This window comes from Reyranella sp., from assembly GCF_965279625.1.
Classification (GTDB): Bacteria; Pseudomonadota; Alphaproteobacteria; order Reyranellales; family Reyranellaceae; genus Reyranella.
In genome coordinates this window covers 534837-556934 of record NZ_OZ257251.1, presented here as the reverse complement: position 1 = coordinate 556934, position 22098 = coordinate 534837, and the positions used below count along the sequence as shown (strand labels likewise).

Here is a 22098-nt window from a genome sequence, read left to right as displayed (position 1 = left end):
GGGCGATGAGCTATAGAATTCTGATCGTGGACGACAGCAAGCTCGCCCGCATGGCCGTGGCCAAGGTGCTGGGAGCTGTTCACCCCGACTGGGTGCGGGTCGAGGCCGCCAATGCCGACGAGGCCGTTGCCCGCGCCGGCGAGACTGCTGTCGACTTGGCCGTGCTCGATTTCAACATGCCCGGTCGCGACGGCCTTGCCCTGGTTGCCGAACTTCACGCCCTGAAGCCCGGTATGCCCCTTGCGGTCATCTCGGCTAACCACCAGACCGAAATTGTCCAGCGGGTCGGGGAGGCGGGTGCCACGTTTCTCGCCAAGCCGCTGACCGAAGCGGCGCTGCGCTCGTTTCTCGATTCCGCGGTAAAGCGCCTCGAAGCCGCAAAGACGTGACGGAGATCCTCGACGAACTCGAGCTCGACGCTCTGACCGAGATGGTCAATATCGGCGTCAACCGGTCGGCGGCGAGTCTGCGCGAGATGGTGGGCGAGCAGGTTCATCTCTCGGTGCCGAGAGTGGCCCTCGTCAGCCGCGAGAAGGCGATCGCCACCCTGGGCGAAGGCAATCCCGATACGCTGGTGGGCGTGCATCAGGTTTTCGAAGGCGACATCGTGGGGCGCGCCCTGCTGATTTTTCCCGACACAAAGAGTCTGGAGCTGGTCCGCGCCGTCGCGGGCCCCGAACTCAGCCTCGAGGAGATCATCGAACTCGAGCACGAAGCCCTGGCCGAGATCGGCAACGTCATCCTGAATGGGTGTCTGGCTACGATGGCGAACATGCTGCAACGCAGCCTCAAGATGTCGTTGCCTGAAATCCTGCGTGGCGAGGCGTCCAAGTTCTTCAATCTCGCGCCGCCGCCCGAAGCGGGCGAGGTCGTGATGCTCCTCTACATCGACTTCGCGCTGCGCAGCCGCGATATCCGCGGCTATATCGCCATGCTGATGGACATGCCCTCGCTGGCAGCGATGAAAGTCATGCTGCGCGACTTCATCGACCGCACGGCGGGCGGCATTGCGCCGCTGAATGACCCAGCCTGAAGCCCGCTTCGCCGTGCCGGCGTTCGACGCGGTCGACATCGGGCTGGTTGTCCTCGACCAGGACCAGCGCGTTCTGGCGTGGAATGCCTGGATGGAATCGGCCAGCGGCGTCGGCGCAAAGGATGCCATCGGCCGCCGCCTCGACGCTCTGTTTCCCGGGCGCATCACCGCGCGGTTTTCCTCCGCCGTGTCGCACGCGCTCGAACTCGGGGCGTCGGGACTCCTTACCCATGCTCTTCATTCGCCGTTCCCGTTGCGCACGCGCAGCGGCCAGCGGCTGATCCACAACCTCGCGGTCAGCCCGCTCGGCGACCCGCCCGCGCGGCGCTGCCTGGTCCAGTTCACCGACGTCACCGCCACGGCGGGGCGGGAAAAGATCCTGCGCGAGCGCCAGAATGCGCGGTACGACGCCGTGGTCGGCGGTGCCCCGGACGCGATCATGACGCTCGATTCCGGGGGCACAATCCAGCTCGCCAATCCGGCCGCCGCGCAGGAATTCGGCTATGCGACCACGGAGTTGGTGGGCCGCAAGCTCGAGTCGCTGCTGCGCGATCCCGCCGACTGGAGCAATGCCTTCCAGTCGGTCCTGTCCGGGACGCCGCTTGTGCGGCCGGTCGAGCTGGTGGCCGAACGGCGCAGCGGCACCCCCAGTTACCTCGAAGCCTCCGCCTCGCGCTGGGAGTCCGACAAGCGCGTCTTCGTAACGGTTATCCTGCGCGACGTGAACGAGCGGCGCATGGCCGTCGACGCGCTTCGCCTGCTGAACCGGACCCTGGAGCGCCGCGTCGCCCAGAGCACGGCCGACCGGACGCGCATGTGGACCCTGTCCGCCGACGTGATGGTGGTCGCCAGCCCCGACGGCACTGTGAACTCGATCAATCCGGCCTGGAGCCGGCTGCTCGGCTGGCAGGAATCCTCGCTTCTCGGCGCCAGCCTGGTGGACTTCGTGGTCGCGGAGGATCGCGCGCATTTCAGGTCGGAGTTGCAGATCCTTTTTGCCGAGGGTGCGCCCCGGCTGATCGAGGTTGGCATGCGGACGAACGACGGCGGCAGCCGGCGGGTCGAATGGAGCGCCGTCGCGGGCGACGGTCTGCTACAGGCCGTGGGCCGCGACGTCACCGCCGAGCGCGAGGCCGAGAAGGCACTCGCCAAGGCCGAGGAAGCGCTGCGCCATTCGCAGAAGATGGAGGCGATCGGCCAGCTGACCGGCGGCATCGCGCACGATTTCAACAATATCCTAACCGCCATTATCGGCTCGATGGAGGTCCTGAAGCGGCGTATCCGCGCCGGCCGCGTCGACGACCTGCAGGGCTTCATGGACGGCGCCATCGCCTCGGCCAATCGCGCCGCGGCTCTGACCCATCGGCTACTCGCCTTCGCCCGCCGCCAGCCGCTCGATCCCCAGGCGGTCGACGTCAACCGCCTGGTGCGCGGCATGGAGGAATTGCTCGGCCGAACGCTCAGCGAAAATGTGAGCCTGGAGCTCGCACTCGATCCCAGCGCCTGGCCGGCGCTGACCGATGCGCACCAGCTCGAGAACGCCATCCTTAACCTGGTCATCAATGCCCGCGACGCCATGCCCGGCGGCGGCAGCCTCGTCATCACGACGACCAACGAAGTTGTGCAGGAACGCCAGCGCTTTGGCCAGGAGGAGGTCGAGCCCGGCAGCTACGTGGTGATCGGCGTCCGCGACACCGGCGCCGGCATGCCGCCGGACGTCATGGCCAAGGTGTTCGAACCGTTCTTCACCACCAAGCCGATCGGCCAGGGGACGGGCCTCGGCCTGTCAATGATCTACGGTTTCGCGCGCCAGTCGCGCGGTGTCGTCCGGGTCGAGAGCGCGGTCGGCAAGGGCACGTTCTTCCGGCTCTACCTGCCGCGCCACGCGGGCGACGCGCCGTCACGCGCCACCATGCCGAGCCAGGAATCCGCCAAGGGCTCGGGAGAGACGGTTTTGGTCGTCGAGGACGATTCGCACGTCCGCATGATCATCACCGACGTGCTGCGCGAGCTGGGCTATGCCTGCCTCGAAGCGGGCGACGGCCAGGCCGCGTTGCCGGTCCTGACGTCCAATACCTCGATCGACCTGCTCATCACCGATGTCGGCCTCCCGGGATTGAACGGCCGACAGATCGCTGACATCGCACGCAGGCACCGGCCCGGCCTGAAGATTCTCTTCGTCACCGGCTATGCCGAGCACGCCGTCGGCGACGCGCCGTTCCTGGAGGCGGGTATGCAGATGGTGACGAAGCCCTTCGCCCTGGACGCGCTGGCGCTCAAGATCCGTGAGATGCTGTCGAAGTAGCGCTGCGCAGCGTCAACCGCCTTGTTCGCGCTTCTGGGCCTCGCGACGGAGCATGGCGCGCCACTCGGCGGGTGGCATGCATTTGTGGGCGTGGATGCCTGCCTTGCGAAGCGCGGCGTCGCGTTCGTCGACGCCGTAGGGGTCCTTGCCGTTGACCGGGAGGGCCCAGGCCCAGCCGGCCGACACCATCTTTTCCTGCAGGTCGTCCTCGCCGGCGAAGCACTGCGCAACAGGCGGACGGGTCTTGCGGTCGGGATCGACTAGGCGGCAGGTCACCGGACGGCCGGCGATGAACTCCTCCAGCGCCTTGCGGGCCAGGGTGCCGGCACGCCACTGGCCGTCGTCGCAGGTCTGGCTGCGTTCGGGCGCGTCGATGCCGAACAGCCGCACGACCTGCGGCCCGAACTTGACCGTGTCGCCGTCGACCACCGTGAAGCGGGGCTTCGGCACCGGCGGCAACGCCGTATCGTCATCGGAGGACTGGGCGGCAGCGCCTGTCGCCCCCGCCAGAAGGGCAAGCATGGCGAGGACGGCGAGGGGTGAGGCAGCGGCTTTCAAAGGCGTGAACCTTGCGGCAAATCTTGAGGGCCGCTGCCTTATAGCACCCCCCGCAGCGTCTGCACGCCCGAGGGCGCTAGGCTGCCTTGGTGCGGACCGGGAGCCGCCAGTTCGGGCGCACGAAGTGGCAGGTGTATCCGTTGGGAATGCGCTCCAGATAATCCTGGTGCTCCGGCTCGGCCTCCCAGAAATCGGAAGCTGCCGTCACTTCGGTGACGACCTTGCCCGGCCACAGGCCGGAGGCTTCGACATCGGCGATGGTGTCCTCGGCGACGCGGCGCTGCTCGTCGCTCGTATAGAAGATCGCCGAGCGGTAGGAGGTGCCGCGGTCGTTACCCTGGCGGTCCCGCGTCGAGGGATCGTGGATCTGGAAGAAGAACTCGAGCAGCTTGCGGTAGCTGATCTTCGCCGGATCGAAGACGATCTCGATCGCCTCGGCATGGCCATCATGGTTGCGGTAAGTGGCATTCGCCACGTGACCGCCGGTATAGCCCACCCGCGTCGACACGACCCCCGGCATGCGACGGATCAGGTCCTGCATGCCCCAGAAACAGCCGCCGGCCAGTACTGCGCGTTCTTCGCTCATTTCACGTCCTCCACCTGGTCGAGATAGGCGCCATAGCCCGCCGCTTCCATGTCCTTGCGGTGCACGAAGCGCAGCGAGGCCGAATTGATGCAATAGCGCAGCCCGCCGCGGTCGCGCGGGCCGTCCGGAAAGACATGTCCGAGATGGCTGTTGCCATGCTTCGACCGCACCTCGATGCGCATCATGCCATGCGAGCCGTCCTTCAGCTCTGCGACGTTGGCGGGCTCGATCGGCTTGGTGAAGCTCGGCCAGCCGCATCCCGACTCGTATTTGTCAGACGACGCGAAGAGCGGCTCACCCGATACGATGTCGACGTAGATGCCGGGCTCCTTGTTGTGCAGCAGCGCGCCGGTCCCAGGGCGCTCGGTGCCGCTCTCCTGGGTCACGTAGAACTGCTCGGGAGAGAGCTTCGCGAGGGCTTCGGGGCTTTTCTTGTAGGTCTGCATTTCGGGCTCCTGTCGCAACGTGCCTGCGGAGACAGAATATAGGGAGCAGGGGGCGTTCTGTCAGGGGGCGGTCGTGCCGTCAGCGCTGGCGCTGCAGATAGTCGATCAGGACCCGCAGCTTCGGCGCGATGTTCCGGCGACTTGGATAGTAGAGGTAGAACCCGGCGAAGCTGGGGCAGTATTCCTCGAGAACCGGCACCAGTTCACGCCGCGCGATCAGCCCGCGAAAGCTCTCCTCCATGCCGAAGGTGATGCCGGCGCCGGCGACCGCGAGCTTGATCATCAGCGCCATGTCGTTTGTGGCGAACCTCGGCGCGACGGCCACGCTGAACTCCTTGTCCCCCTCGGCAAACTCCCAGCGGTAGGGCGCAGCCTTGGGAGAGGGCCGCCAGCCGATGCAGGTGTGCGATGTGAGGTCGGCCGGATGCTTCGGCACTCCGAAGCGGTCGCGGTAGGAGGGCGCGCAAACCGCCAGCTGGCGCTCCTCGCCGGCCACGGGCACCGCGATCATGTCCTGCTCGATCACTTCGCCCAGGCGGACGCCGGCGTCGTAGCCCTCGGCCACGATGTCGATCGCGTCGTCGGTGACGGTGACGTCGAGGTCGACTTCGGGGTTGGACTCGGCGAAGCCCGCCAGAAACGGCCCTGCGAGGAAGCGCTCCGCGATCGATGAGACGGCGAGCCGCAACCGGCCGCGCGCCCGGCCCTGCAGCGCCGCGGTCTTCTCCAAGGCGGCGCGCATCTCGGCCACCGCGGGGGCGATCTCCAGATGCAGGCGTTCGCCGGCCTCGGTCAGGCTGACGCTGCGGGTCGTGCGCAGGACGAGCGCAATTCCGAGACTGCCCTCGAGCCGCTGGATCGTCTGGCTGACCGCCGAACGGGTCACGCCCAGGCGGTCGGCCGCGGCCCTGAAACTGCGCTCCTCGGCCACCAGGGCGAACACGGACAGCGCGTTGAGATCCGGCTCCATTGGTTAGACTGGCTTTCCAGATTGGTAAGGGATTGTCGACTTATCGCGACAATCTCTCAGGTCCATGTTTGGCGCAAGCCAACCGCCACTCCGAAAGGATCCGATCATGTCTCTCGATAAAGTCGTTCTCGTCACTGGCGCCTCCAGCGGCATTGGCGCCGGCATCGCCCGCGAACTCGCCGCGGCCGGGGCAAAGGTGATGCTGGGGGCACGTCGCATCTCCCGCCTCGAAGCGCTTGCCGCCGAGCTCATCGCCGCCGGTGGCGAGGCCCGTGTGTGCCCGCTCGACGTCACCGACCGGCAGAGCGTCGCGTCCTTCGCCGAGGCGGCGCGTGCGGCCTGGGGGCGGGTGGACGTGATCGTCAACAATGCCGGCGTCATGCCGCTGTCGGCCATGGCCTCGATGAAGATCGCGGAATGGGAGCGCATGGTCGACGTCAACATCAAGGGCGTGCTCTACGGCATCGCCGCCGTGCTGCCCGAAATGACGGCGCGCGGCTCCGGTCATGTGATCAACATCGCCTCGATCGGGGCGCTGCAGGTTTTCCCGGCGGCCGCCGTCTATTGCGCGACCAAGTATGCGGTCCGTGCGATTTCGGACGGCTTGCGGATGGAGAACGACCGGATCCGCGTCACGTGCATCCATCCCGGCGTCGTCGAGAGCGAGCTCGCCGACACGATCACCGATCCGGTCGCCGCGGAGGCGATGAAGGCCTTTCGCAAGATCGCCCTCAAACCCGACGCGATCGCCCGGGCCGTCCGCTTCGCCCTCGAACAACCCGACGACGTCGACGTTAACGAGATCGTCGTACGACCCGCCGCCACCACAGGAGGATGAGACATGACCCTGCATTCGACGCTCGGCCCAATCACCGCGGCTTTGTTCGTTGCCCTCGCGGCCGCGCCCGCCGTCGCGCAGACCGTCGAGGAGCGACTGAAGCGCGGCGACGCCGTGATCCGCGACCTCAATCGCGGCCAGCCGCAGCCGGCGCTGGAGGGCATGCGCCAGGAGTTTCCCTTCCTCGCGGAGGCGACCGAGGCTTACGCGCTCGGCGATATCTGGACACGGCCGGGGCTCGACCGTCGTACCCGTCAGCTCGCGGCGGTGGCGGCCTTCGCGGCGACCGGCCAGCTGCCCTTCATGAAGGTCCATGCGGGCTATGCGCTGAACATCGGCGTGTCCGAGGAGGAGCTGAAGGAGATCATCTACATGATCACCGTGCCGGCCGGGATTTCGCGCGCCATCGCGGCCTCGCAGGTTCTTTCGGAACTCTTCGCCGAACGGCGGGCTGAGAGGAGGCCACAATGAGGGCCATACGCCTCCTGACCTTGGCACTCGCCACCAGCAGCCCCTTCATCCTCGCGACCAGAGGTCATGCCGAAATGACAACCCGTTCCTACATCGGATCGTGGGTCACCGCCGACGGATACGTCCGTCACAACCTGCTGCCCGGCAATCGATATGACGAAGCGCGCGGCACGCGCGAAAGCGCCTATCGCGGGCGCTACGAAGTCAACGGGACGCGGATCGAATACTGGGACGACACCGGCTTCACGGCCGACGGCGTCTTCGTCGACGAGAACACTTTGCATCACGGCGGGATGATTCTCCATCGCCGCGAGTGACGATGGCCAGCCCGCGAGGTCGCCATAGTGTGCGCAAAATTGGCCGGCACAGGGGTGTCGCATCCCGTGAGGGCAACGACCAATTAGCGGACGCTTCATGATCACTCGTAGACTGTTGTGTGCCGGCACGGCCCTGGCGCCTCTATCGGCCTCGGGGCCGGCCTTCGCCCAGGGTGACGGAAGGTTTCCGGCCGCGTGGCTGCAGGGGATTCGTCAGGAAGCGGCGAAGGCCGGCGTCGACAAGGCGACGCTCGATGCGGCGCTGGCCGACATCCGCGAGGTGCCACGCGTGATGGAACAGGCGCGCAACCAGCCCGAATTCAAGATGACTTGGGAGCGCTACCAAGGGCTCGTCGTCTCCGACGAGCGCATCAAGCGCGGCCGCGCCCTGCTGGCGGAGAACCGCGCCGCGATCGAACGCTTCGCCGCACCGGCCGGCCTGCCGCCGCAGGTCGCCGTCGCCCTGTGGGGCATCGAGAGCAATTACGGCACGCGGCTCGGCGACTTCGAGGTGGTGGAGGCGCTGGCCACGCTGGTCCACAACAACTTCCGCGCCAAGTTCTTCCGCGAGCAGCTCATCGCCTCGCTGAAGATCCTGTCGCAGGGCCATATCGGCCTGCACGCGATGAAAGGCTCGTGGGCCGGCGCGATGGGCCAGTGCCAGTTCATTCCGACGAGCTTCCTCGCCTATGCCGCCGACGGCGATGGCGACGGCCGCAAGGACATCTGGACCAACAAGCTCGACGTCTTCGCCTCGATCGTGAACTACCTGCGCAAGGTCGGCTGGCGGCCGGGAATGCGCTGGGGCGACGAGGTGTCGTCGGGCGCCCAGGCGGGTGGTGCCGGGCGCATCGTGCGGCCCGCGGGAGCAGGCGGCCCGGCCTACCAGACGACCGAGAATTTCAAGGTGATCCTGCGCTGGAATCAGTCGGATTTCTTTGCCCTCGCGGTGGGTCTCCTGTCCGACCGGATCGCCGCCTGACCAGGGCGGCGGAAGGGTGCTCCTCCAAGCGCCCAAGATGATGTACAATGTGAACATCATGCCGCTAGCATTGGTAAAACTGAGATTTCCCCTGTCCGGCGCACTCCGCCTTTGCGGTGTAGCGGCTGTGGCGGCCAGCCTCGCTGCCTGCGGATCGTCCAGCAAGGGCGGGGCTGCAGGCGCCAGTGGCAGCGTGGCCCAGCGCGGCACTTACAAGATCGGCCAGCCCTACAAGATTGACGGCGTCACCTACACGCCGCAGGAGACCTTCACCCTCAGCGAAACCGGCACGGCCTCGTGGTACGGGCCGGGCTTCCACGGCAAGTCGACGGCCAACGGCGAGCGCTACGACCAGGCCGACCGGACGGCCGCCCACCGCACCCTGCAGATGCCGGCGATCGTGCGGGTGACAAATCTCGAGAACGGCCGCAGCACCGTGGTGCGGGTCAACGACCGTGGCCCCTTCGCCCGCAGCCGTGTCATCGACCTGTCGCGCACCGCGGCGGAGGAGATCGACATGGTGGGCAAGGGCACGGCGCGTGTCCGCGTCGACCAGCTCCAGGCCGAAAGCCTGGCCGTGAAGGACGTCGCCCTGAGCGGCGGCGGTCCTGCCGAACAGCAGCAGGCGGTGGCCCAGATCGCGAGCGGGAAGCGCGCGGCACCCGCGACAACCCCGGCGCCGGTTCCGGTACCGGCGCCAGTACCCGTCGCGGCCCCGCCGCCACCGGTCATGCAGGCATCCTACGAGCCGCCGCCGGCGCCGGCCGCTCCCGCACAGACCGTGTACGCGACCCCCCCGCGCAATGCCGTGCCGTTCGGGGCGCCTAGGTCCGCGTCTGGCGATGCCCCGCCCACCGTCGCGTCGCTTTCGGCGACGACGGCCACGGCGACACCGTCGTCGCAGCTCAGTGGCTTCTTCGTCCAGGTCGGCGCCTTCTCGACGCATGAGAATGCCGAGAAGCAGCGCGGTGCCGTACGCAGCTACGGGAACCCCGAAATTTCCCAGGTCTCGGCCAACGGACGCGATGTTTATCGCGTGCGGCTGGGGCCCTATACCACTCAAGATGCGGCCGGCATTGTCGCCGACCGGCTCAAGCGTTCAGGCTATGGGGATGCCCGTGTGGTCGCTGAATAGGGTCTATCGCGCCGGACTGGCGCTCCTTGCCGTCGCCGGCCTGGCCGGCCTCTCGCTTTCTGCCTCCGCCCAGCAGGACCCGCCGAAGAAGCCGGCGACCCAGCAGAAGCCGCCGGCCAAGCCGCGCGCGCCGGCCGCCGCCACCGTCAAGCCCGCGCCCAAGGAGCCGGCTGCGCCGAAGCTCGAAGCACTGCCGCCGTCGCAGGTCGGCATCGGTACGCTGGCGCGCCACGCCTTCATGGTCGATCCGCAGACCTCGACAGTGCTCCTCTTCAAGGACGCCGAGACGCCGATGGCGCCGTCGTCGATGGCGAAGATGATGACGATCTACATCGTCTTCGACGAGCTGGCCGCTGGCCGGCTGAAGCTCGACACGCGCTTCCGGGTCAGTGAGAAGGCGCGCAACATGGGCGGCTCGCGCATGTTCCTCGAACTCGGCAGCGAGGCCACGGTCGAGGACCTGATCAAGGGCATGATCATCCTGTCGGGCAACGACGCCTGCGTCGTCATCGCCGAGGGACTGGCGGGCAGCGAGGAGGCCTTTGCCGAGCGCATGAACAAGCGCGCAAAAGAAATCGGCATGACCAGGACGGTGTTCAAGAACGCGTCCGGCTGGCCGGCGGAGGGCCAGTACACGACGGCGCGCGATCTCGCGGTACTGGGCTGGCACACGATCGACGATTACCCGCAGTATTATAAGTACTATTCCGAGACGAACTGGACCTACAACAACATCCGCCAGGAGAATCGTAACCGGCTGCTGAAGATCACGCCCGGCACCGACGGACTCAAGACGGGCCACACGGAAGAGGGCGGCTACGGACAGACCACCTCGGCGGTGCGCGACGGCCGCCGCCTGATCCTGGTCGTCAACGGCCTCACCTCGATGGCCGAGCGGGCGCAGGAAACGGCGCGGTTGATGGAATGGGGCTTTCGCGAGTCGACCAACATCACGGTCTTCCGTGCCGGCGACACGCTCGTGGAGGCGCCGGTGTGGCTGGGCGCCCAGGACAAGGTGCCGCTGGTCATCCCGAAGGCCGTGCAGCTCACCGTGCCGGCGGGGCAGACCGCGTCGCCGCGCGTCGTCGTCAACTTCGACGGGCCGATCGCCGCGCCGATCGTCAAGGGCACCCGGATCGGCACCGCCGTCCTCACCCTCTCTGACAACCGCACCATCGAGTATCCGCTGGAGGCCGGCGCCGACGTGGCGCGTATGGGCGTGTTCAGCCGCGTCGCCACGATGCTGCAGCATTACATGTTCGGCTGGATGTCGTGAGGGCGACGCAGGGACGCTTCATCACGCTGGAGGGCGGAGAAGGGGCGGGCAAGTCCACCCAGGTCTCCCGCCTCAAGCAATGGATAGAGACGCGTGGCCACGAGTGCATCGCCACGCGCGAACCGGGCGGCGCGCCCGGCGCGGAGATGGTGCGCAAGCTGCTCGTCGAGGGCCCGGCGGAGCGCTGGGACGGGGTCACTGAGGCCCTTCTCCATTTCGCCGCCCGGCGCGAGCATCTGCGCACGACGGTGCTGCCCGCCATCGCACGCGGCGCCTGGGTCGTCTCGGACCGATTCGCCGATTCGACCATGGCCTATCAGGGCTACGGCCACGGCATCGACCGCGCCATCCTGGGCACGCTCTACGACATCACGGTCGGCGCGTTCCGGCCCGACCTCACGCTGATCCTCGACCTGCCGGTCGAAGCCGGCCTCGCACGCGCCGCCTCGCGTCGCGGCAAGGAGACGCGCTACGAGTCCCTGCCGCTCGACTTCCATGAGCGCGTGCGGGCGGGCTTCCTCGACATTGCCGCGGCCGACCCCGAGCGCTGCACGGTGATCGATGCGACCGCCGGGATCGACGACATTGCCCGGGCGATAGGCGATGCACTCTCGACACGTCTCGGGTCCTGAGACTTGGCGCGCGGCAAGACGCCCTCCGATCCGGCCGAAGCCGAGAAGCTCGAATGGCCCTATGGCTGGCCGCCGCCGTGGCGCAACGACCGGCTGGTCGGGCACGAGCAGGCCGAGAAGACGATGCTGGCGGCGCAGCAGAGCGGTCGCCTGCACCATGCGTGGCTGCTGACCGGACCGCGCGGGATCGGCAAGGCGACGCTGGCCTGGCGCTTCGCGCGTTTCCTGCTGGCGGGACAGGACCAGGGCGGATTGTTCGGCGGCGGCCCTGAATCGCTCGACGTACCGGCCGATGCGCCGGGCCGGCACCTGGTCGATGCGCGTTCGCATCCCGACCTGTTTCATCTGCGCCGCTCCCTGAACCGCGATACCGGCCGCATGCGCGCCGAGATCGCCGTCGACGATGTGCGCGACCTCGGCGGCTTCATGCACATGACGCCGGCGATGGGCAAGGCGAGGGTCGCCATCGTCGATTCGGCTGACGAGATGAACCGCAACAGCGCCAACGCGGTACTCAAGATCCTCGAGGAGCCGCCGCCCAACGCCGTGCTGCTGATCGTGGCGCATGCGCCGGGCCGGCTGCTGCCGACCATCCGCTCGCGCTGTAGAAGGCTCGCGCTGCAGCCTCTGTCCGAGGACACGGTCGTGGAATTGCTCGGCACTCATGCGCCCGAAACGAAGCCCGAGGAGAGAAGGGCGCTCGCCCGCCTTGCAGAGGGTAGCATCGGGCGGGCGCTGGAGCTGGGGGCGGCAGGAAGCCTCGACCTCTATCGCGAGATGGTCGAGGTTCTGGCGACCCTGCCCGACCTCGACATGCCTCGGCTGCATGCGTTCGCCGAGCGCTTCGCAAAGCGCGGCGAGGAGGCGAATGCTGACTGGCGCTCGCTCAACTACCTGTTCGACGGCTGGCTTAAGGGCCTGCTGCGGCAGGCCGCGCTCGCCACGGAATCTGCACCTGTAGTGCCGATGGAAAGCGGCGTGCAGGCACGGCTGCTGGCGGCCGCGAGCCTCGATCGCTGGATGGAAGCGTCGGAAGAAGTGGCGAGGCTCTTTTCGAGGGCCGACGCCGTCAATCTCGACCGCAAGCAGACCGTGATGGGCAGCTTCCTGAAGCTTCAGGCCGCCACGCGATGAACGTGCCGTCTCGGCGCCGACTCTTGATCCACAGGGGTAGGCATGGGAAAAGGTCGCCCATGTTGCCCCGGTCCGACATCAGAGACTCGCTCCCCTGCGCACGAATGCGGGGCTGAACGCGCTTGAGTCTCGTGCCCCGGCAGGGGCGGCCGTTCGGAGTTCAGTAATCATGTCGGGCAACAGCACCTATTACGTCACCACGCCGATCTACTACGTCAACGACGTGCCCCATATCGGGCATGCCTACACGACTCTCGCCTGCGATGTGCTGGCGCGTTTCAAGCGCCTCGACGGCTATGACGTCCACTTCCTGACCGGCACCGACGAGCACGGCCAGAAGATCGAGACGGCCGCCGCCGCCGCCGGCTTGCAGCCGCAGGCCTTCACCGACAAGGTCAGCCAGTCGTTCCGCGACCTGATCGGCGTGATGAACTACAGCCCCGACAACTTCATCCGCACGACCGAGCCGCGCCACTACGCGGCCTGCCAGGCGCTGTGGGAGAAGCTGGTCGCAGCCGGTGACATCTATCTCGGCAAGTATGCCGGTTGGTACTCGGTGCGCGACGAAACCTATTTCGTCGAGGGCGAGACCGAGGTCGGGCCGGACAACAAGCGGCGCGCCACATCAACCGGCGCCGAGGTGCAATGGGTCGAGGAGCCGTCGTATTTCTTCAAGCTGTCGGCCTGGACCGATCGGCTGCTCGACTTCTACGAAAAGAATCCCGCGTTCATCGGTCCCGACAGCCGTCGCAATGAGGTGATCAGCTTCGTTAAGGGCGGCCTTCAGGATCTGTCGGTTTCGCGCACCAGCTTCTCCTGGGGCATTCCGGTGCCCGGCGACGAGAAGCACATCATGTACGTGTGGCTGGACGCGCTCACCAACTACATCACTGAGTGTGGCTATCCCGATCAGAGCAATCCGCTGTGGAAGTATTGGCCAGCCAACCTCCACATGGTCGGCAAGGACATCATCCGCTTCCATTGCGTGTTCTGGCCGGCCTTCCTGATGGCTGCGAGCCTGCCGCCACCGCGGCGCGTCTTCGCGCATGGCTGGTGGACAAACGAAGGCCAGAAGATCTCGAAGTCGCTGGGCAACGCCATCGATCCGGTCGATCTGGTGACGACCTATGGGCTGGACCAAGTTCGCTACTTCTTGCTGCGCGAAGTGCCGTTCGGCAATGACGGCGATTTCTCGCGCCGCGCCCTGATCGGTCGCATGAATGCCGACCTCGCCAACGCCTACGGCAATCTCTGCCAACGCGTGCTCTCGATCGTCGCCAAGAATTGCGGCGAGAAGGTTCCGCCCAAGGGTGAGCTGATCGAGGCCGACACGACGCTGCTCGAGCGGGCGCGCGGCCTGCTCGCCATCGTGCGCGCCGAGCTCGACGAGCAGGCCTTCCACAAGGCACTGACCGCCATCTGGGAAGTGATCGCCGACGCCAACCGCTATGTCGATGCGCAGGCGCCCTGGGCGCTGGCCAAGACCGACCCGGTGCGGCGCGACACGGTGCTGTGGGTGCTGGCCGAGACGATCCGGCGGATCACCCTGCTGGTGCAGCCGTTCATGCCGGGCTCGACGGCCAGGATCCTCGACCAGCTCGCGGTCTCGCCGGAAAAGCGCGTCCACGCGGCCTTCGACGAGGAGCTGGTCTCCGGCACCGCGCTACCGCCGCCGCAGGGCGTGTTCCCACGCTTCATCGAGCCGGCGGCCGAGCCCGTGGCCAAGCCGCCGAAACCGCCCAAGGCTCCCAAGCCGCCCAAGGCTGCCGGCTGACATGCTGATCGACAGCCACTGCCATCTCGACTTCCCGGAGCTCACGAGCGACGAGAGCGGGGTGCTGGCGCGCGCCCGCACGGCCGGGGTTGCCGGCATGCTGACGATCGGCACGCGGCTCGACCAGTTCGAGCGGGTGCGGGCGATCGCCGAGCGCCACGAAAATGTCTGGTGCTCGGTCGGAGTCCATCCACACGAGGCGAAGGAGGAGGGGCAACGCACCCCCGACCGGCTGATCGAGGCGACGCACCATCCCAAGGTCGTCGGCATCGGCGAGACCGGGCTCGATTTCTATTACGAACACAGCCCGCGCGAGGAGCAGGCCGAGAGTTTCCGCGCCCATATCGCCGCCTCGCGCCAGACCGGCCTGCCGCTCATCGTCCACACGCGCAATGCCGATGCCGAGACCGGCGATATGCTGGAAGAGGAATACGGGAAGGGCGCCTTCCCGGGCCTGATCCACTGTTTCAGCTCGGGCCGCGCCGTGGCCGAACGCGCCCTGGCGCTCGGGCTCTACATCTCGATCTCGGGCATCGTGACCTTCAAGGCGGCCGAGGATTTGCGCGCCATCGTCCGCGACGTGCCGCTCGACCGGCTGCTGGTCGAGACCGACGCGCCCTACCTGGCGCCGATCCCCAAGCGCGGCAAGACCAACGAGCCCGCCTTCGTCGCCCATACCGCCGCCAAGGTGGCCGAACTCAAGGGCGTGAGCCTGGCCGAGCTGGAGGCCGCGACCACCGACAATTTCTTCCGGCTGTTCACCAAGGCGGAGCGTTCGCGGTGCGCGTGACCATCCTGGGCTGCGGGACTTCGGCGGGCGTTCCCCGGGTCGGCGGGCCGGGCGGGAAGGGCGAGTGGGGGGCGGCCAACCGGTCAGACCCGCGCAATCGCCGCAGCCGCTGCTCCATCCTGGTGCAGGATCAGGGCAAGACAGTGCTGGTCGACACCTCGCCCGACCTGCGCAGCCAGCTTCTGGACGCCGAGGTCGAGAAGATCGACGCGGTGATCTGGACCCACGATCACGCCGACCAGTGCCACGGGATAGACGATCTGCGGCCCTATGCGCTGCGCCAGGGCCAGATCGAATCGTGGTCGGATGAGCGGACCTACGGCGTGCTCAGCCGGCGCTTCGGCTACTGCTTCCACGCCGAGGGCAACGGCTTCTACAATCCAATCTATCGCCACACGGTGATTTCCGGTCCCTTCAAGGCCGCTGGCCTGCCTGTCGTGCCCTTCCTGCAGGATCATGGCACCATTCCCTCGCTGGGCTTTCGCTTCGGTCCGGTTGGCTACGCCAACGACGTCGTCATGCTACCGGAGGAGTCGTTGCAGGCGCTGGAGGGGGTCGAGGTGCTGATCGTCGACGCGATGCGCTACCGGCCGCACCCGACGCACGCCCATCTCGACCGCGCCCTGGAGTGGATCGACCGACTGAAACCCCGCCGGGCGTTCTTGACCAACCTGCATGTCGATATGGATTATGCCGAAGTCGACCGGACGACGCCGTCCCACGTGACGCCTTGCCATGACGGTCTACAAATCGACCTCTAGGGTGAATAATTGCTTTATTCCAGATGGTTAAACGAGTACTCTAATCTGACGAAAGAGCGTAAACGAAACGAGTCCGGACGCCGGATGTTCTTGTTCGGCGCTGCGGCGGCAGGATTCGGCGCTTCGGCGGCGCCGCTCCAGGCCCAGACGGCAAACCGGCTGGACCCTGGAGGGCTCACGTTTCGCGATTTCGGCACGCCCGACAACGGCACCAGTTTCACCCGCGGCGAACAGAGCATCGGCGGCGGCACGACCCAGACCTTCACCCGTGTCCTGGGCATCGATCCTGCTACCCAGGCTGTCCGGCTGCGCTTCGACTCAGTCAAGGTGGAGCTTCTGCTGCCCATGGGCTGGCAGGCCAGCGAAGACGGGGAGCGGGGTGTCGCTTACACGCTCGACAAGCGCATCCGGCTGATCGTCTGGCGGGTCGATTTCGCCTACGAGGGCGTCAAGGACGCCGAGCACTACGCCGCCACAAAGGCCGGCTCCATGAAGGCGCGGCGCCCAGGCGTCCAGGCCCAGGCCCGCAAGCTCCGCGACGGCAGCTTTGTCATCGTCTACGAGAACGTGCCGAAGGGACCATCCGACAATAGTGGCCCGCGCACGGTGTTCGATTGGGTCTATCCCAATCCGAAGGATCCGAAGTTCGGACTCCTTGTCACGCTCGGCATGCCGACCAACGAGGCCGGTCGTGGCCTACAGCTCCTGGCACTCATAACACAAAACATGAGAATCGATTGGCAATAGACTGATATCTAAATGATATAAATATTTGTCATAATATATATTATACGATAATTGGGAATGAGTTGGACGGCATGACTTCACGCAAGCCCACCCCGGAATCCCTGCCCAAGGAACCGCTTCCGCGGCTGCTGGCCGTCATGGCCTGGCTGCGCGACCGCCAGCATGGCTGCCCCTGGGACATCGACCAGACCTTCCGCACCATCGCGCCATACACGATCGAGGAAGCCTACGAGGTTGCCGACGCCATCGAGCGCGACGACATGCCGGCACTCAAGGAAGAACTCGGCGACCTGCTGCTGCAGGTCGTCTATCACAGCCAGATCGCCAGCGAGGCCCAGGCCTTCGGATTCGACGACGTCGCAGCCGCGATCGCCGACAAGATGGTCGACCGCCATCCGCACGTGTTCGGCGACATGGACATCAAGACCGCAGACGCTCAGACCGTGTCCTGGGAGGCCCGCAAGGCCGCCGAACGGGCGGCCAAGGGCGCCAGCGAAGGCACGCCAGGGGCGCTGGACGGGGTCGCGCTGGCCCTTCCCGCTCTGATGCGTGCCGAGAAGATTCAGAAGCGGGCCGCCCGCGTCGGCTTCGACTGGGCCACGATCGGCCCGGTCATGGACAAGATCGAGGAAGAGCTGCACGAGCTCCGGGTCGAGCTGGAGGCCGGAAAGGTCGAGCAGGCAAAGGTTTCGGACGAACTTGGCGATGTCCTGTTCGCGGTTGCCAACCTCGCCCGCCACTGCAAGGTCGACCCGGAGGTGGCGCTGCGGGCCACCAACGACAAGTTCGAGAAGCGTTTCCGCCACATCGAGCGCCGACTGGCCGAGACAGGCCGCAAGCCGGCCGACGCCGGCCTCGAAGAGATGGAAATCCTCTGGCAGGAAGCCAAGGCGCGGCTTTGAACGTTACGCCTTCGGTGTCAGGAGCGGCAGGCGCGACGCTTCGAGGAGCGCCCTCGCCTCGTTCAGCGCTTCCTCGGTCGAAGCCGTGATCAGGCCGGCGTTGTGGGGCTGGGCCGGCGTGTAGGGCGCCGCGCCGAACTGGACGGCGCCGCCGCCCGCCTCACGCATCATCAAGGTGCCGGCAGCGTGGTCCCAGGGCTTTGTCGTACGGTAGAGGCTGAAATTTGCGCGCCCTGCGAGGATCTCGAGGTATTCGGCGCCGGCGCAGCGCAAAGTGGTGATGTTGCCCAAGCGGGCGCGTTGCTCCGGGCTCAGCTGTTCGTCGAAGGATTTCGCGATCTTGTAGCCGACGAAGCCGTTCAGCGGCTGCGTCACTGGCTTGCCCTGGACCAAGGTGCCGTCGAAGCTCACCCCGCCGCCGCGCTGGGTCACGGCCAGCCGGTCGTTCGGCACGTCGAGGATCCAGCCCGCAACGGCGGTCGCGTCCTGCACGAGGCAGATGATGATGGCGAAGCGCTCGCGTCCCGCGGCGAAGTTCGCGGTGCCGTCGAGCGGATCGACGATCCAGCAGGCCTCGCCGGGACGGCCAATGAGATCGAGAAGGCCCGTATCCTTCTCGACGGCCTCCTCACCCACCACCGGCACGCCCGGCAGGATTTTGGCGAGCCCGCTGGCCAGCCGCTGCTCGGCCGCGACATCGGCGACGGTGACGATGTCGCCCGGCCGCTTCTGGCGGACGTCGTCCTTGGAGAGATTGCGGAAACGCGGCAGCAGCTCGGCTGCCGCCGTCTCGCGCATGAGTTCGGCGACCCGTTCCGAGTCGCCGGAATCGAGCATCGGCCTCAGCCGACGACGCCGAAGAGGTCCTCTTCCTTCAGGATCACGTGATCCACGCCGCCGAGCTTCACCTCGGTGCCGGACCACTTGCCGTAGAGGACCGTGTCACCGACCTTGACGCCCAGCTCCTGCAGGCGGCCATCCTCGAGGCGGCGGCCCTTGCCGACCGCGACGACCTTGCCCTGCATGGGCTTTTCCTGGGCCGTGTCGGGAATGATCAGTCCACCTTTGGTGCGGGTCTCGGCGGCCACCGGCTTCAGCAGAATTCGATCGTGCAAGGGCTTGAAAGCCATGGTGTTTCCTTCGTCCTGAGGTTTGGGCGCTTATAGAAAGGGCGCCCGCTGAGTGTCAACGCAGAGCTGTCAGCGCGCCTGCTGACGGCGTTCGAATTGGGCGGCCGCGGCGGCGTCCAGCGCCACCGTGAGCCAGGCGGTATCACCCTCGTCGCGGCGGCTGCGGACCTCGCCGTGCCGGTAGAGCCAGGCAATGGTCGCGCCGTCGGACAGCGGCACCGAAACCTCGCGCGCCTCCCCGGCAGCGCCCAGCAGGTCGGCGATGGCATCCAGCAGGCGATCGACCCCCTCGCCGGTCAGCGCCGACACCGGGTACTGGCGGGCGCGCTCGGCGCCGGTGGCGGTCCGCGTCTCGAGGGTCTGGCGGACTTCTTCGGGCAGCGCATCGACCTTGTTCAGCGCCTCGATGAACGGGCGGCCCCCCGCCTCGTCCAGCGCGCCCAGCTCGTGCAGCACGTCCTCGACGTCGGCACGCTGCTGCTCGCTGTCGGGATGGGAGATGTCGCGCACATGCACGATCAGGTCGGCTTCGATCACCTCTTCGAGGGTGGCGCGGAACGCCGCGACCAGGTGCGTCGGCAGATCGGAGACGAAGCCCACCGTGTCGGAGAGGACGCAACCCTTGCCGTTCGGCAGCTTGATCGAGCGCATGGTCGGGTCGAGCGTGGCGAACAGCAGGTCCTTGGCCATGACGTCGGCCCCGGACATGCGGTTGAACAGCGTCGACTTGCCGGCATTGGTGTAGCCGACCAGCGCCACGGTCGGCAGCCGCGCCTTCTTGCGGCCGGCGCGGTTGACAGCGCGCGTCTTGCGCACGCTTTCGAGGTCGCGCTTGATCCGCACGATGCGCTCGCCGATCAGGCGGCGGTCGATCTCGATCTGGGATTCGCCGGGGCCGCCCAGGAAGCCGAAGCCGCCACGCTGGCGCTCGAGATGGGTCCACGACCGCACGAGGCGTCCACGCTGGTAGTCGAGCGCGGCCAGCTCGACCTGCAGCCGACCTTCATGCGTGCGGGCACGCGCACCGAAGATTTCCAGGATCAGGCCGGTGCGGTCGATGACCTTGGCCTGCCAGGCCTTTTCGAGATTGCGCTGCTGGACGGGCGTGAGCTTGTCGTCGACGACGACCAGGCCAATGCCCAGTTCCTCGACCGCAGCGGCGATACGGGCGACGACACCCTTGCCCAGCAGGGTCGCCGGCGTGATCTGGCGCAACGGCGCGACCTGCTCCAGCCGGACGTCGAGATCGATCGCGCGGGCAAGACCCACCGCCTCTTCGAGCTTGGCTTCGCTGCCGCGTTCGCTGCCGCGACCGCGCGGCCCGGCCGTGTAGGGGCAGACGACAGCGGCGACCGTTGCCGGACGCACTGTCTCCAACGGCTGCCGTGCGCGCTTTTCCGGTGCGTCCTGCTCGAATTCGTCGATCAAATCAGCCTGCGTCGGCCTTGTCCCCGTCGAACAGCTGCACCGGCGTGACCGGCATGATGGTCGAAATCGCATGCTTGTAGACAAGCTGCGAATGGCCGTCGCGGCGCAGCAGCACCGAGAAATTGTCGAACCACGTGACGATGCCCTGCAACTTCACGCCGTTCACGAGGAAGATCGTGACCGGAGTCTTGTTCTTCCGAAGGTGGTTCAGGAAGACGTCCTGAACGTTCTGTGCCTTTTCGCTCATATTCTTGGCCTCTTGGTGGGCGGCCGGCTTCCCGAGGGTCGCCGGTTGGGGGGTACGGGATCTCTCCCCGCTACCGAGTCGCCTCGTATATAGGGGAGGTTGGTCTCAAAGCAATGCCACCAGCTGATGACAATTACGCGCTCGCAGTCTCGGTGGATGTTGCAGCAGGGAGCCGGACAACTCGTCCGCGCCACCCACGAGAACGGGAAGACACCCCGCCGCGTGTGCACTCTTGAGGTCGGCCTGGGTGTCTCCCACCATCCACACGCTGTCGTCCGGGGCAATTCCCGTGCCGTCGAGCGCCAGATAGATGGGGTCCGGCGCTGGTTTGTCGCGGGCCGCGTCACGCGCGCCGACTGAACGCGCGATCCACCTGCCCCAGCCGAGATGGGCGACCTCGGCCCGCAGATTGTCACCGACCTTGTTGCTGACGATCGCGACGTAGAGTCCCTTGGCGTGGCAGTGCGCCAGCAAGGTGTCGGCGCCGGCCAGCGGCTCCAGCCGTTCGAGATGGATGCGGCGGAACGTGTCGTAGAACACCTGCTCCGCCTCGCCCGCACGTTCGCCGAACAGGACCGGGAAGACCTCGCGCAGGGAGCCATGGGCCCGGTCCTGCACCTCGGCGGCGGTCCACGGCGTCAGGCCCAACGCGGTGAAGGTATCGCGGTAGCATTCGACGATGGTCGGCCAGGTATTGACCAGCGTGTTGTCCCAGTCGAACAGGATGGCGCGCGGCGGCTTCAGGCCCTCCGGCAGGCTCACGTCACGGCCTCGCCCGCCTCCGAGAAGCGGACATATTCCTCGCGCAGCCGCTGCGCCGTGGCGCCGACCTTGCCGTCGCCCACCTTGTCGCCGTCGATCTTCACGACCGGTGTCACGAAAGAGGTGGCGCTGGTGATGAAAGCTTCCTTCGCCTTCTTGGCCTCCTCGACCGTGAAGGGCCGCTCGACGAACTTCAGCTGCAGCGAATTGCAGATCGACTTCAGCGTCTGCCGCGTGATGCCGGAGAGGATGCCGTTGTCGGTCTGGCGGGTCACCAGCTCACCGTCCTGGGTGACGATCCACGCATTGGTCGACGCGCCCTCTGTGACGCAGCCCTTATCGTCGACCAGCCAGGCCTCGTAGGCGCCGGCTTCGCGAGCGGCCTGCTTGGCCAGCACGTTCGCCAGCAGTGCCACCGTCTTGATGTCACAACGCTCCCAGCGGATGTCGGGCATGCTCTTCACGGCGACGCCGGGGCCGGCATCGGCCACGATATGCTTGGTGGCCTTGGTCGTCATCACCAGGGCGGGCTTCACCGGGCTGGTCGGAAAGCCGTGGTCGCGCCGGGCGACGCCGCGGGTCACCTGCATGTAGACCAGGCCGTCGCGCAGCCGGTTCTTGCGCATCAGCTCGCGCAGGATGAAGCCCAGCGTGTTGCGCGACACCGGCCAGTCGATTCGCAGTTCCTTGAGTGAGCGGTCGAGCCGGTCGATATGCGGCTTCTCGTCGATCAGCTTGCCGTCGCGCACGCCCACGACCTCGTAGACGCCGTCGGCCAGCTGGTAGCCGCGATCCTCGATGTGGACGCTCGCTTCACGATGGTCGACGTAGCGACCGTTGACATAGGCATAACGCGCCATAACGCCCTCTCCTC

Annotated in this window: 26 protein-coding genes; 16 read left to right on the top strand and 10 right to left on the bottom strand. The window is 66.9% G+C overall.

Translation table 11 applies throughout. The features are described from left to right. Nucleotides 1–5: 5 nt before the first annotated feature. The 3 genes from ACQY78_RS02525 to ACQY78_RS02515 are packed head-to-tail and all read left to right on the top strand — an operon-like array spanning nt 6 to nt 3338. Entirely contained in the window at nt 6–389 is a 384-nt protein-coding gene (locus ACQY78_RS02525) for a response regulator transcription factor (protein ID WP_428682433.1), read from the top strand. Then, a complete protein-coding gene (locus tag ACQY78_RS02520) occupies nt 386–1033 on the top strand; it encodes a chemotaxis protein CheX (protein WP_428682431.1) in 648 nt (215 codons plus the stop codon). Before ACQY78_RS02525 ends, ACQY78_RS02520 begins: the two co-directional genes overlap by 4 nt. After that, entirely contained in the window at nt 1020–3338 is a 2319-nt protein-coding gene (locus ACQY78_RS02515; protein ID WP_428682429.1) for a PAS domain S-box protein, read from the top strand. The genes ACQY78_RS02520 and ACQY78_RS02515 overlap by 14 nt, the downstream gene beginning before the upstream one ends. A 12-nt stretch (nt 3339–3350) precedes the next feature. On the opposite strand, the gene ACQY78_RS02510 is transcribed toward ACQY78_RS02515, so the two are convergent. The 4 genes from ACQY78_RS02510 to ACQY78_RS02495 all read right to left on the bottom strand — a co-directional run bounded on the left by ACQY78_RS02510 (nt 3351) and on the right by ACQY78_RS02495 (nt 5898). Continuing rightward, complete coding sequence (locus tag ACQY78_RS02510) at nt 3351–3896, bottom strand: thermonuclease family protein (protein WP_428682427.1); 546 nt, start codon at nt 3894–3896, stop codon at nt 3351–3353. Nucleotides 3897–3972: 76 nt separating this feature from the next. Next, nucleotides 3973–4482: a peptide-methionine (S)-S-oxide reductase MsrA gene (gene msrA, locus ACQY78_RS02505; RefSeq protein WP_428682425.1), complete on the bottom strand. Its 510-nt coding sequence runs from the start codon at nt 4480–4482 to the stop codon at nt 3973–3975. Continuing rightward, nucleotides 4479–4928 (bottom strand): peptide-methionine (R)-S-oxide reductase MsrB, encoded by a 450-nt coding sequence (msrB, locus tag ACQY78_RS02500; RefSeq protein WP_428682423.1) that lies wholly within the window; start codon nt 4926–4928, stop codon nt 4479–4481. Before msrB ends, msrA begins: the two co-directional genes overlap by 4 nt. A gap of 79 nt (nt 4929–5007) precedes the next feature. Continuing rightward, complete coding sequence (locus ACQY78_RS02495; protein WP_428682421.1) at nt 5008–5898, bottom strand: LysR family transcriptional regulator; 891 nt, start codon at nt 5896–5898, stop codon at nt 5008–5010. A 106-nt stretch (nt 5899–6004) separates the two neighbouring features. On the opposite strand from ACQY78_RS02495, the gene ACQY78_RS02490 reads away from it, so the two are divergent. The 13 genes from ACQY78_RS02490 (at nt 6005) to mazG (ending at nt 17657) form a co-directional block, all read left to right on the top strand. Next, on the top strand, nt 6005–6736 hold the full coding sequence (locus ACQY78_RS02490; protein WP_428682419.1) for an SDR family oxidoreductase: 732 nt from the start codon (nt 6005–6007) through the stop codon (nt 6734–6736). Between the two features lie 3 nt (nt 6737–6739). After that, nucleotides 6740–7207 (top strand): carboxymuconolactone decarboxylase family protein, encoded by a 468-nt coding sequence (locus ACQY78_RS02485; protein ID WP_428682417.1) that lies wholly within the window; start codon nt 6740–6742, stop codon nt 7205–7207. Then, nucleotides 7204–7524 (top strand): Atu4866 domain-containing protein, encoded by a 321-nt coding sequence (locus tag ACQY78_RS02480; RefSeq protein WP_428682415.1) that lies wholly within the window; start codon nt 7204–7206, stop codon nt 7522–7524. Before ACQY78_RS02485 ends, ACQY78_RS02480 begins: the two co-directional genes overlap by 4 nt. Nucleotides 7525–7621: 97 nt before the next feature. Further along, nucleotides 7622–8506: a lytic murein transglycosylase gene (locus ACQY78_RS02475; protein ID WP_428682413.1), complete on the top strand. Its 885-nt coding sequence runs from the start codon at nt 7622–7624 to the stop codon at nt 8504–8506. A 127-nt stretch (nt 8507–8633) separates the two neighbouring features. Next, on the top strand, nt 8634–9641 hold the full coding sequence (locus ACQY78_RS02470; RefSeq protein ID WP_428682411.1) for a septal ring lytic transglycosylase RlpA family protein: 1008 nt from the start codon (nt 8634–8636) through the stop codon (nt 9639–9641). Further along, the gene (locus tag ACQY78_RS02465) at nt 9625–10917 is read left to right on the top strand and encodes a D-alanyl-D-alanine carboxypeptidase family protein (protein WP_428682409.1); all 1293 of its coding nucleotides are present in this window, start codon (nt 9625–9627) and stop codon (nt 10915–10917) included. Before ACQY78_RS02470 ends, ACQY78_RS02465 begins: the two co-directional genes overlap by 17 nt. Continuing rightward, nucleotides 10914–11549: a dTMP kinase gene (gene tmk, locus ACQY78_RS02460; protein ID WP_428682407.1), complete on the top strand. Its 636-nt coding sequence runs from the start codon at nt 10914–10916 to the stop codon at nt 11547–11549. Before ACQY78_RS02465 ends, tmk begins: the two co-directional genes overlap by 4 nt. A gap of 3 nt (nt 11550–11552) precedes the next feature. Further along, nucleotides 11553–12683, top strand: coding sequence for a DNA polymerase III subunit delta' (locus tag ACQY78_RS02455; RefSeq protein ID WP_428682405.1), 1131 nt, complete (start codon nt 11553–11555; stop codon nt 12681–12683). A gap of 169 nt (nt 12684–12852) precedes the next feature. Further along, nucleotides 12853–14457: a methionine--tRNA ligase gene (gene metG, locus ACQY78_RS02450; RefSeq protein ID WP_428682403.1), complete on the top strand. Its 1605-nt coding sequence runs from the start codon at nt 12853–12855 to the stop codon at nt 14455–14457. 1 nt (nt 14458) lies between these two features. Beyond that, nucleotides 14459–15247 (top strand): TatD family hydrolase, encoded by a 789-nt coding sequence (locus ACQY78_RS02445; protein WP_428682401.1) that lies wholly within the window; start codon nt 14459–14461, stop codon nt 15245–15247. After that, complete coding sequence (locus tag ACQY78_RS02440; RefSeq protein ID WP_428682399.1) at nt 15238–16008, top strand: MBL fold metallo-hydrolase; 771 nt, start codon at nt 15238–15240, stop codon at nt 16006–16008. Before ACQY78_RS02445 ends, ACQY78_RS02440 begins: the two co-directional genes overlap by 10 nt. 84 nt (nt 16009–16092) lie before the next feature. Next, nucleotides 16093–16755: a hypothetical protein gene (locus ACQY78_RS02435; protein WP_428682397.1), complete on the top strand. Its 663-nt coding sequence runs from the start codon at nt 16093–16095 to the stop codon at nt 16753–16755. Between the two features lie 71 nt (nt 16756–16826). Next, nucleotides 16827–17657: a nucleoside triphosphate pyrophosphohydrolase gene (gene mazG, locus ACQY78_RS02430; protein ID WP_428682395.1), complete on the top strand. Its 831-nt coding sequence runs from the start codon at nt 16827–16829 to the stop codon at nt 17655–17657. Between the two features lie 3 nt (nt 17658–17660). On the opposite strand, the gene ACQY78_RS02425 is transcribed toward mazG, so the two are convergent. The 6 genes from ACQY78_RS02425 to dat all read right to left on the bottom strand — a co-directional run bounded on the left by ACQY78_RS02425 (nt 17661) and on the right by dat (nt 22084). Further along, nucleotides 17661–18494, bottom strand: coding sequence for an inositol monophosphatase family protein (locus ACQY78_RS02425; RefSeq protein ID WP_428682393.1), 834 nt, complete (start codon nt 18492–18494; stop codon nt 17661–17663). Nucleotides 18495–18499: 5 nt separating this feature from the next. Continuing rightward, nucleotides 18500–18787 (bottom strand): co-chaperone GroES, encoded by a 288-nt coding sequence (locus ACQY78_RS02420; RefSeq protein ID WP_425065953.1) that lies wholly within the window; start codon nt 18785–18787, stop codon nt 18500–18502. Nucleotides 18788–18856: 69 nt separating this feature from the next. Beyond that, nucleotides 18857–20164, bottom strand: a complete 1308-nt coding sequence (gene hflX, locus ACQY78_RS02415; RefSeq protein ID WP_428686318.1) for a GTPase HflX — start codon at nt 20162–20164, stop codon at nt 18857–18859. A 52-nt stretch (nt 20165–20216) separates the two neighbouring features. Beyond that, complete coding sequence (hfq, locus tag ACQY78_RS02410; RefSeq protein ID WP_068189217.1) at nt 20217–20462, bottom strand: RNA chaperone Hfq; 246 nt, start codon at nt 20460–20462, stop codon at nt 20217–20219. 105 nt (nt 20463–20567) lie between these two features. Next, nucleotides 20568–21224: an HAD family hydrolase gene (locus tag ACQY78_RS02405; protein ID WP_428682390.1), complete on the bottom strand. Its 657-nt coding sequence runs from the start codon at nt 21222–21224 to the stop codon at nt 20568–20570. Further along, nucleotides 21221–22084 (bottom strand): D-amino-acid transaminase, encoded by an 864-nt coding sequence (gene dat, locus ACQY78_RS02400; RefSeq protein ID WP_428682388.1) that lies wholly within the window; start codon nt 22082–22084, stop codon nt 21221–21223. Before dat ends, ACQY78_RS02405 begins: the two co-directional genes overlap by 4 nt. Nucleotides 22085–22098 lie beyond the last annotated feature (14 nt).

Coding starts and splice junctions, on each gene's coding strand:
- ACQY78_RS02525 (WP_428682433.1), top strand. CDS start 6: ATGAGCTATAGAATTCTGATCGTGGACGACAGCAAGCTCGCCCGCATG.
- ACQY78_RS02515 (WP_428682429.1), top strand. CDS start 1,020: ATGACCCAGCCTGAAGCCCGCTTCGCCGTGCCGGCGTTCGACGCGGTC.
- msrA (WP_428682425.1), bottom strand. CDS start 4,482: ATGAGCGAAGAACGCGCAGTACTGGCCGGCGGCTGTTTCTGGGGCATG.
- msrB (WP_428682423.1), bottom strand. CDS start 4,928: ATGCAGACCTACAAGAAAAGCCCCGAAGCCCTCGCGAAGCTCTCTCCC.
- ACQY78_RS02495 (WP_428682421.1), bottom strand. CDS start 5,898: ATGGAGCCGGATCTCAACGCGCTGTCCGTGTTCGCCCTGGTGGCCGAG.
- ACQY78_RS02490 (WP_428682419.1), top strand. CDS start 6,005: ATGTCTCTCGATAAAGTCGTTCTCGTCACTGGCGCCTCCAGCGGCATT.
- ACQY78_RS02485 (WP_428682417.1), top strand. CDS start 6,740: ATGACCCTGCATTCGACGCTCGGCCCAATCACCGCGGCTTTGTTCGTT.
- ACQY78_RS02480 (WP_428682415.1), top strand. CDS start 7,204: ATGAGGGCCATACGCCTCCTGACCTTGGCACTCGCCACCAGCAGCCCC.
- ACQY78_RS02475 (WP_428682413.1), top strand. CDS start 7,622: ATGATCACTCGTAGACTGTTGTGTGCCGGCACGGCCCTGGCGCCTCTA.
- metG (WP_428682403.1), top strand. CDS start 12,853: ATGTCGGGCAACAGCACCTATTACGTCACCACGCCGATCTACTACGTC.
- ACQY78_RS02445 (WP_428682401.1), top strand. CDS start 14,459: ATGCTGATCGACAGCCACTGCCATCTCGACTTCCCGGAGCTCACGAGC.
- ACQY78_RS02435 (WP_428682397.1), top strand. CDS start 16,093: ATGTTCTTGTTCGGCGCTGCGGCGGCAGGATTCGGCGCTTCGGCGGCG.
- mazG (WP_428682395.1), top strand. CDS start 16,827: ATGACTTCACGCAAGCCCACCCCGGAATCCCTGCCCAAGGAACCGCTT.
- ACQY78_RS02425 (WP_428682393.1), bottom strand. CDS start 18,494: ATGCTCGATTCCGGCGACTCGGAACGGGTCGCCGAACTCATGCGCGAG.
- ACQY78_RS02420 (WP_425065953.1), bottom strand. CDS start 18,787: ATGGCTTTCAAGCCCTTGCACGATCGAATTCTGCTGAAGCCGGTGGCC.
- hfq (WP_068189217.1), bottom strand. CDS start 20,462: ATGAGCGAAAAGGCACAGAACGTTCAGGACGTCTTCCTGAACCACCTT.
- dat (WP_428682388.1), bottom strand. CDS start 22,084: ATGGCGCGTTATGCCTATGTCAACGGTCGCTACGTCGACCATCGTGAA.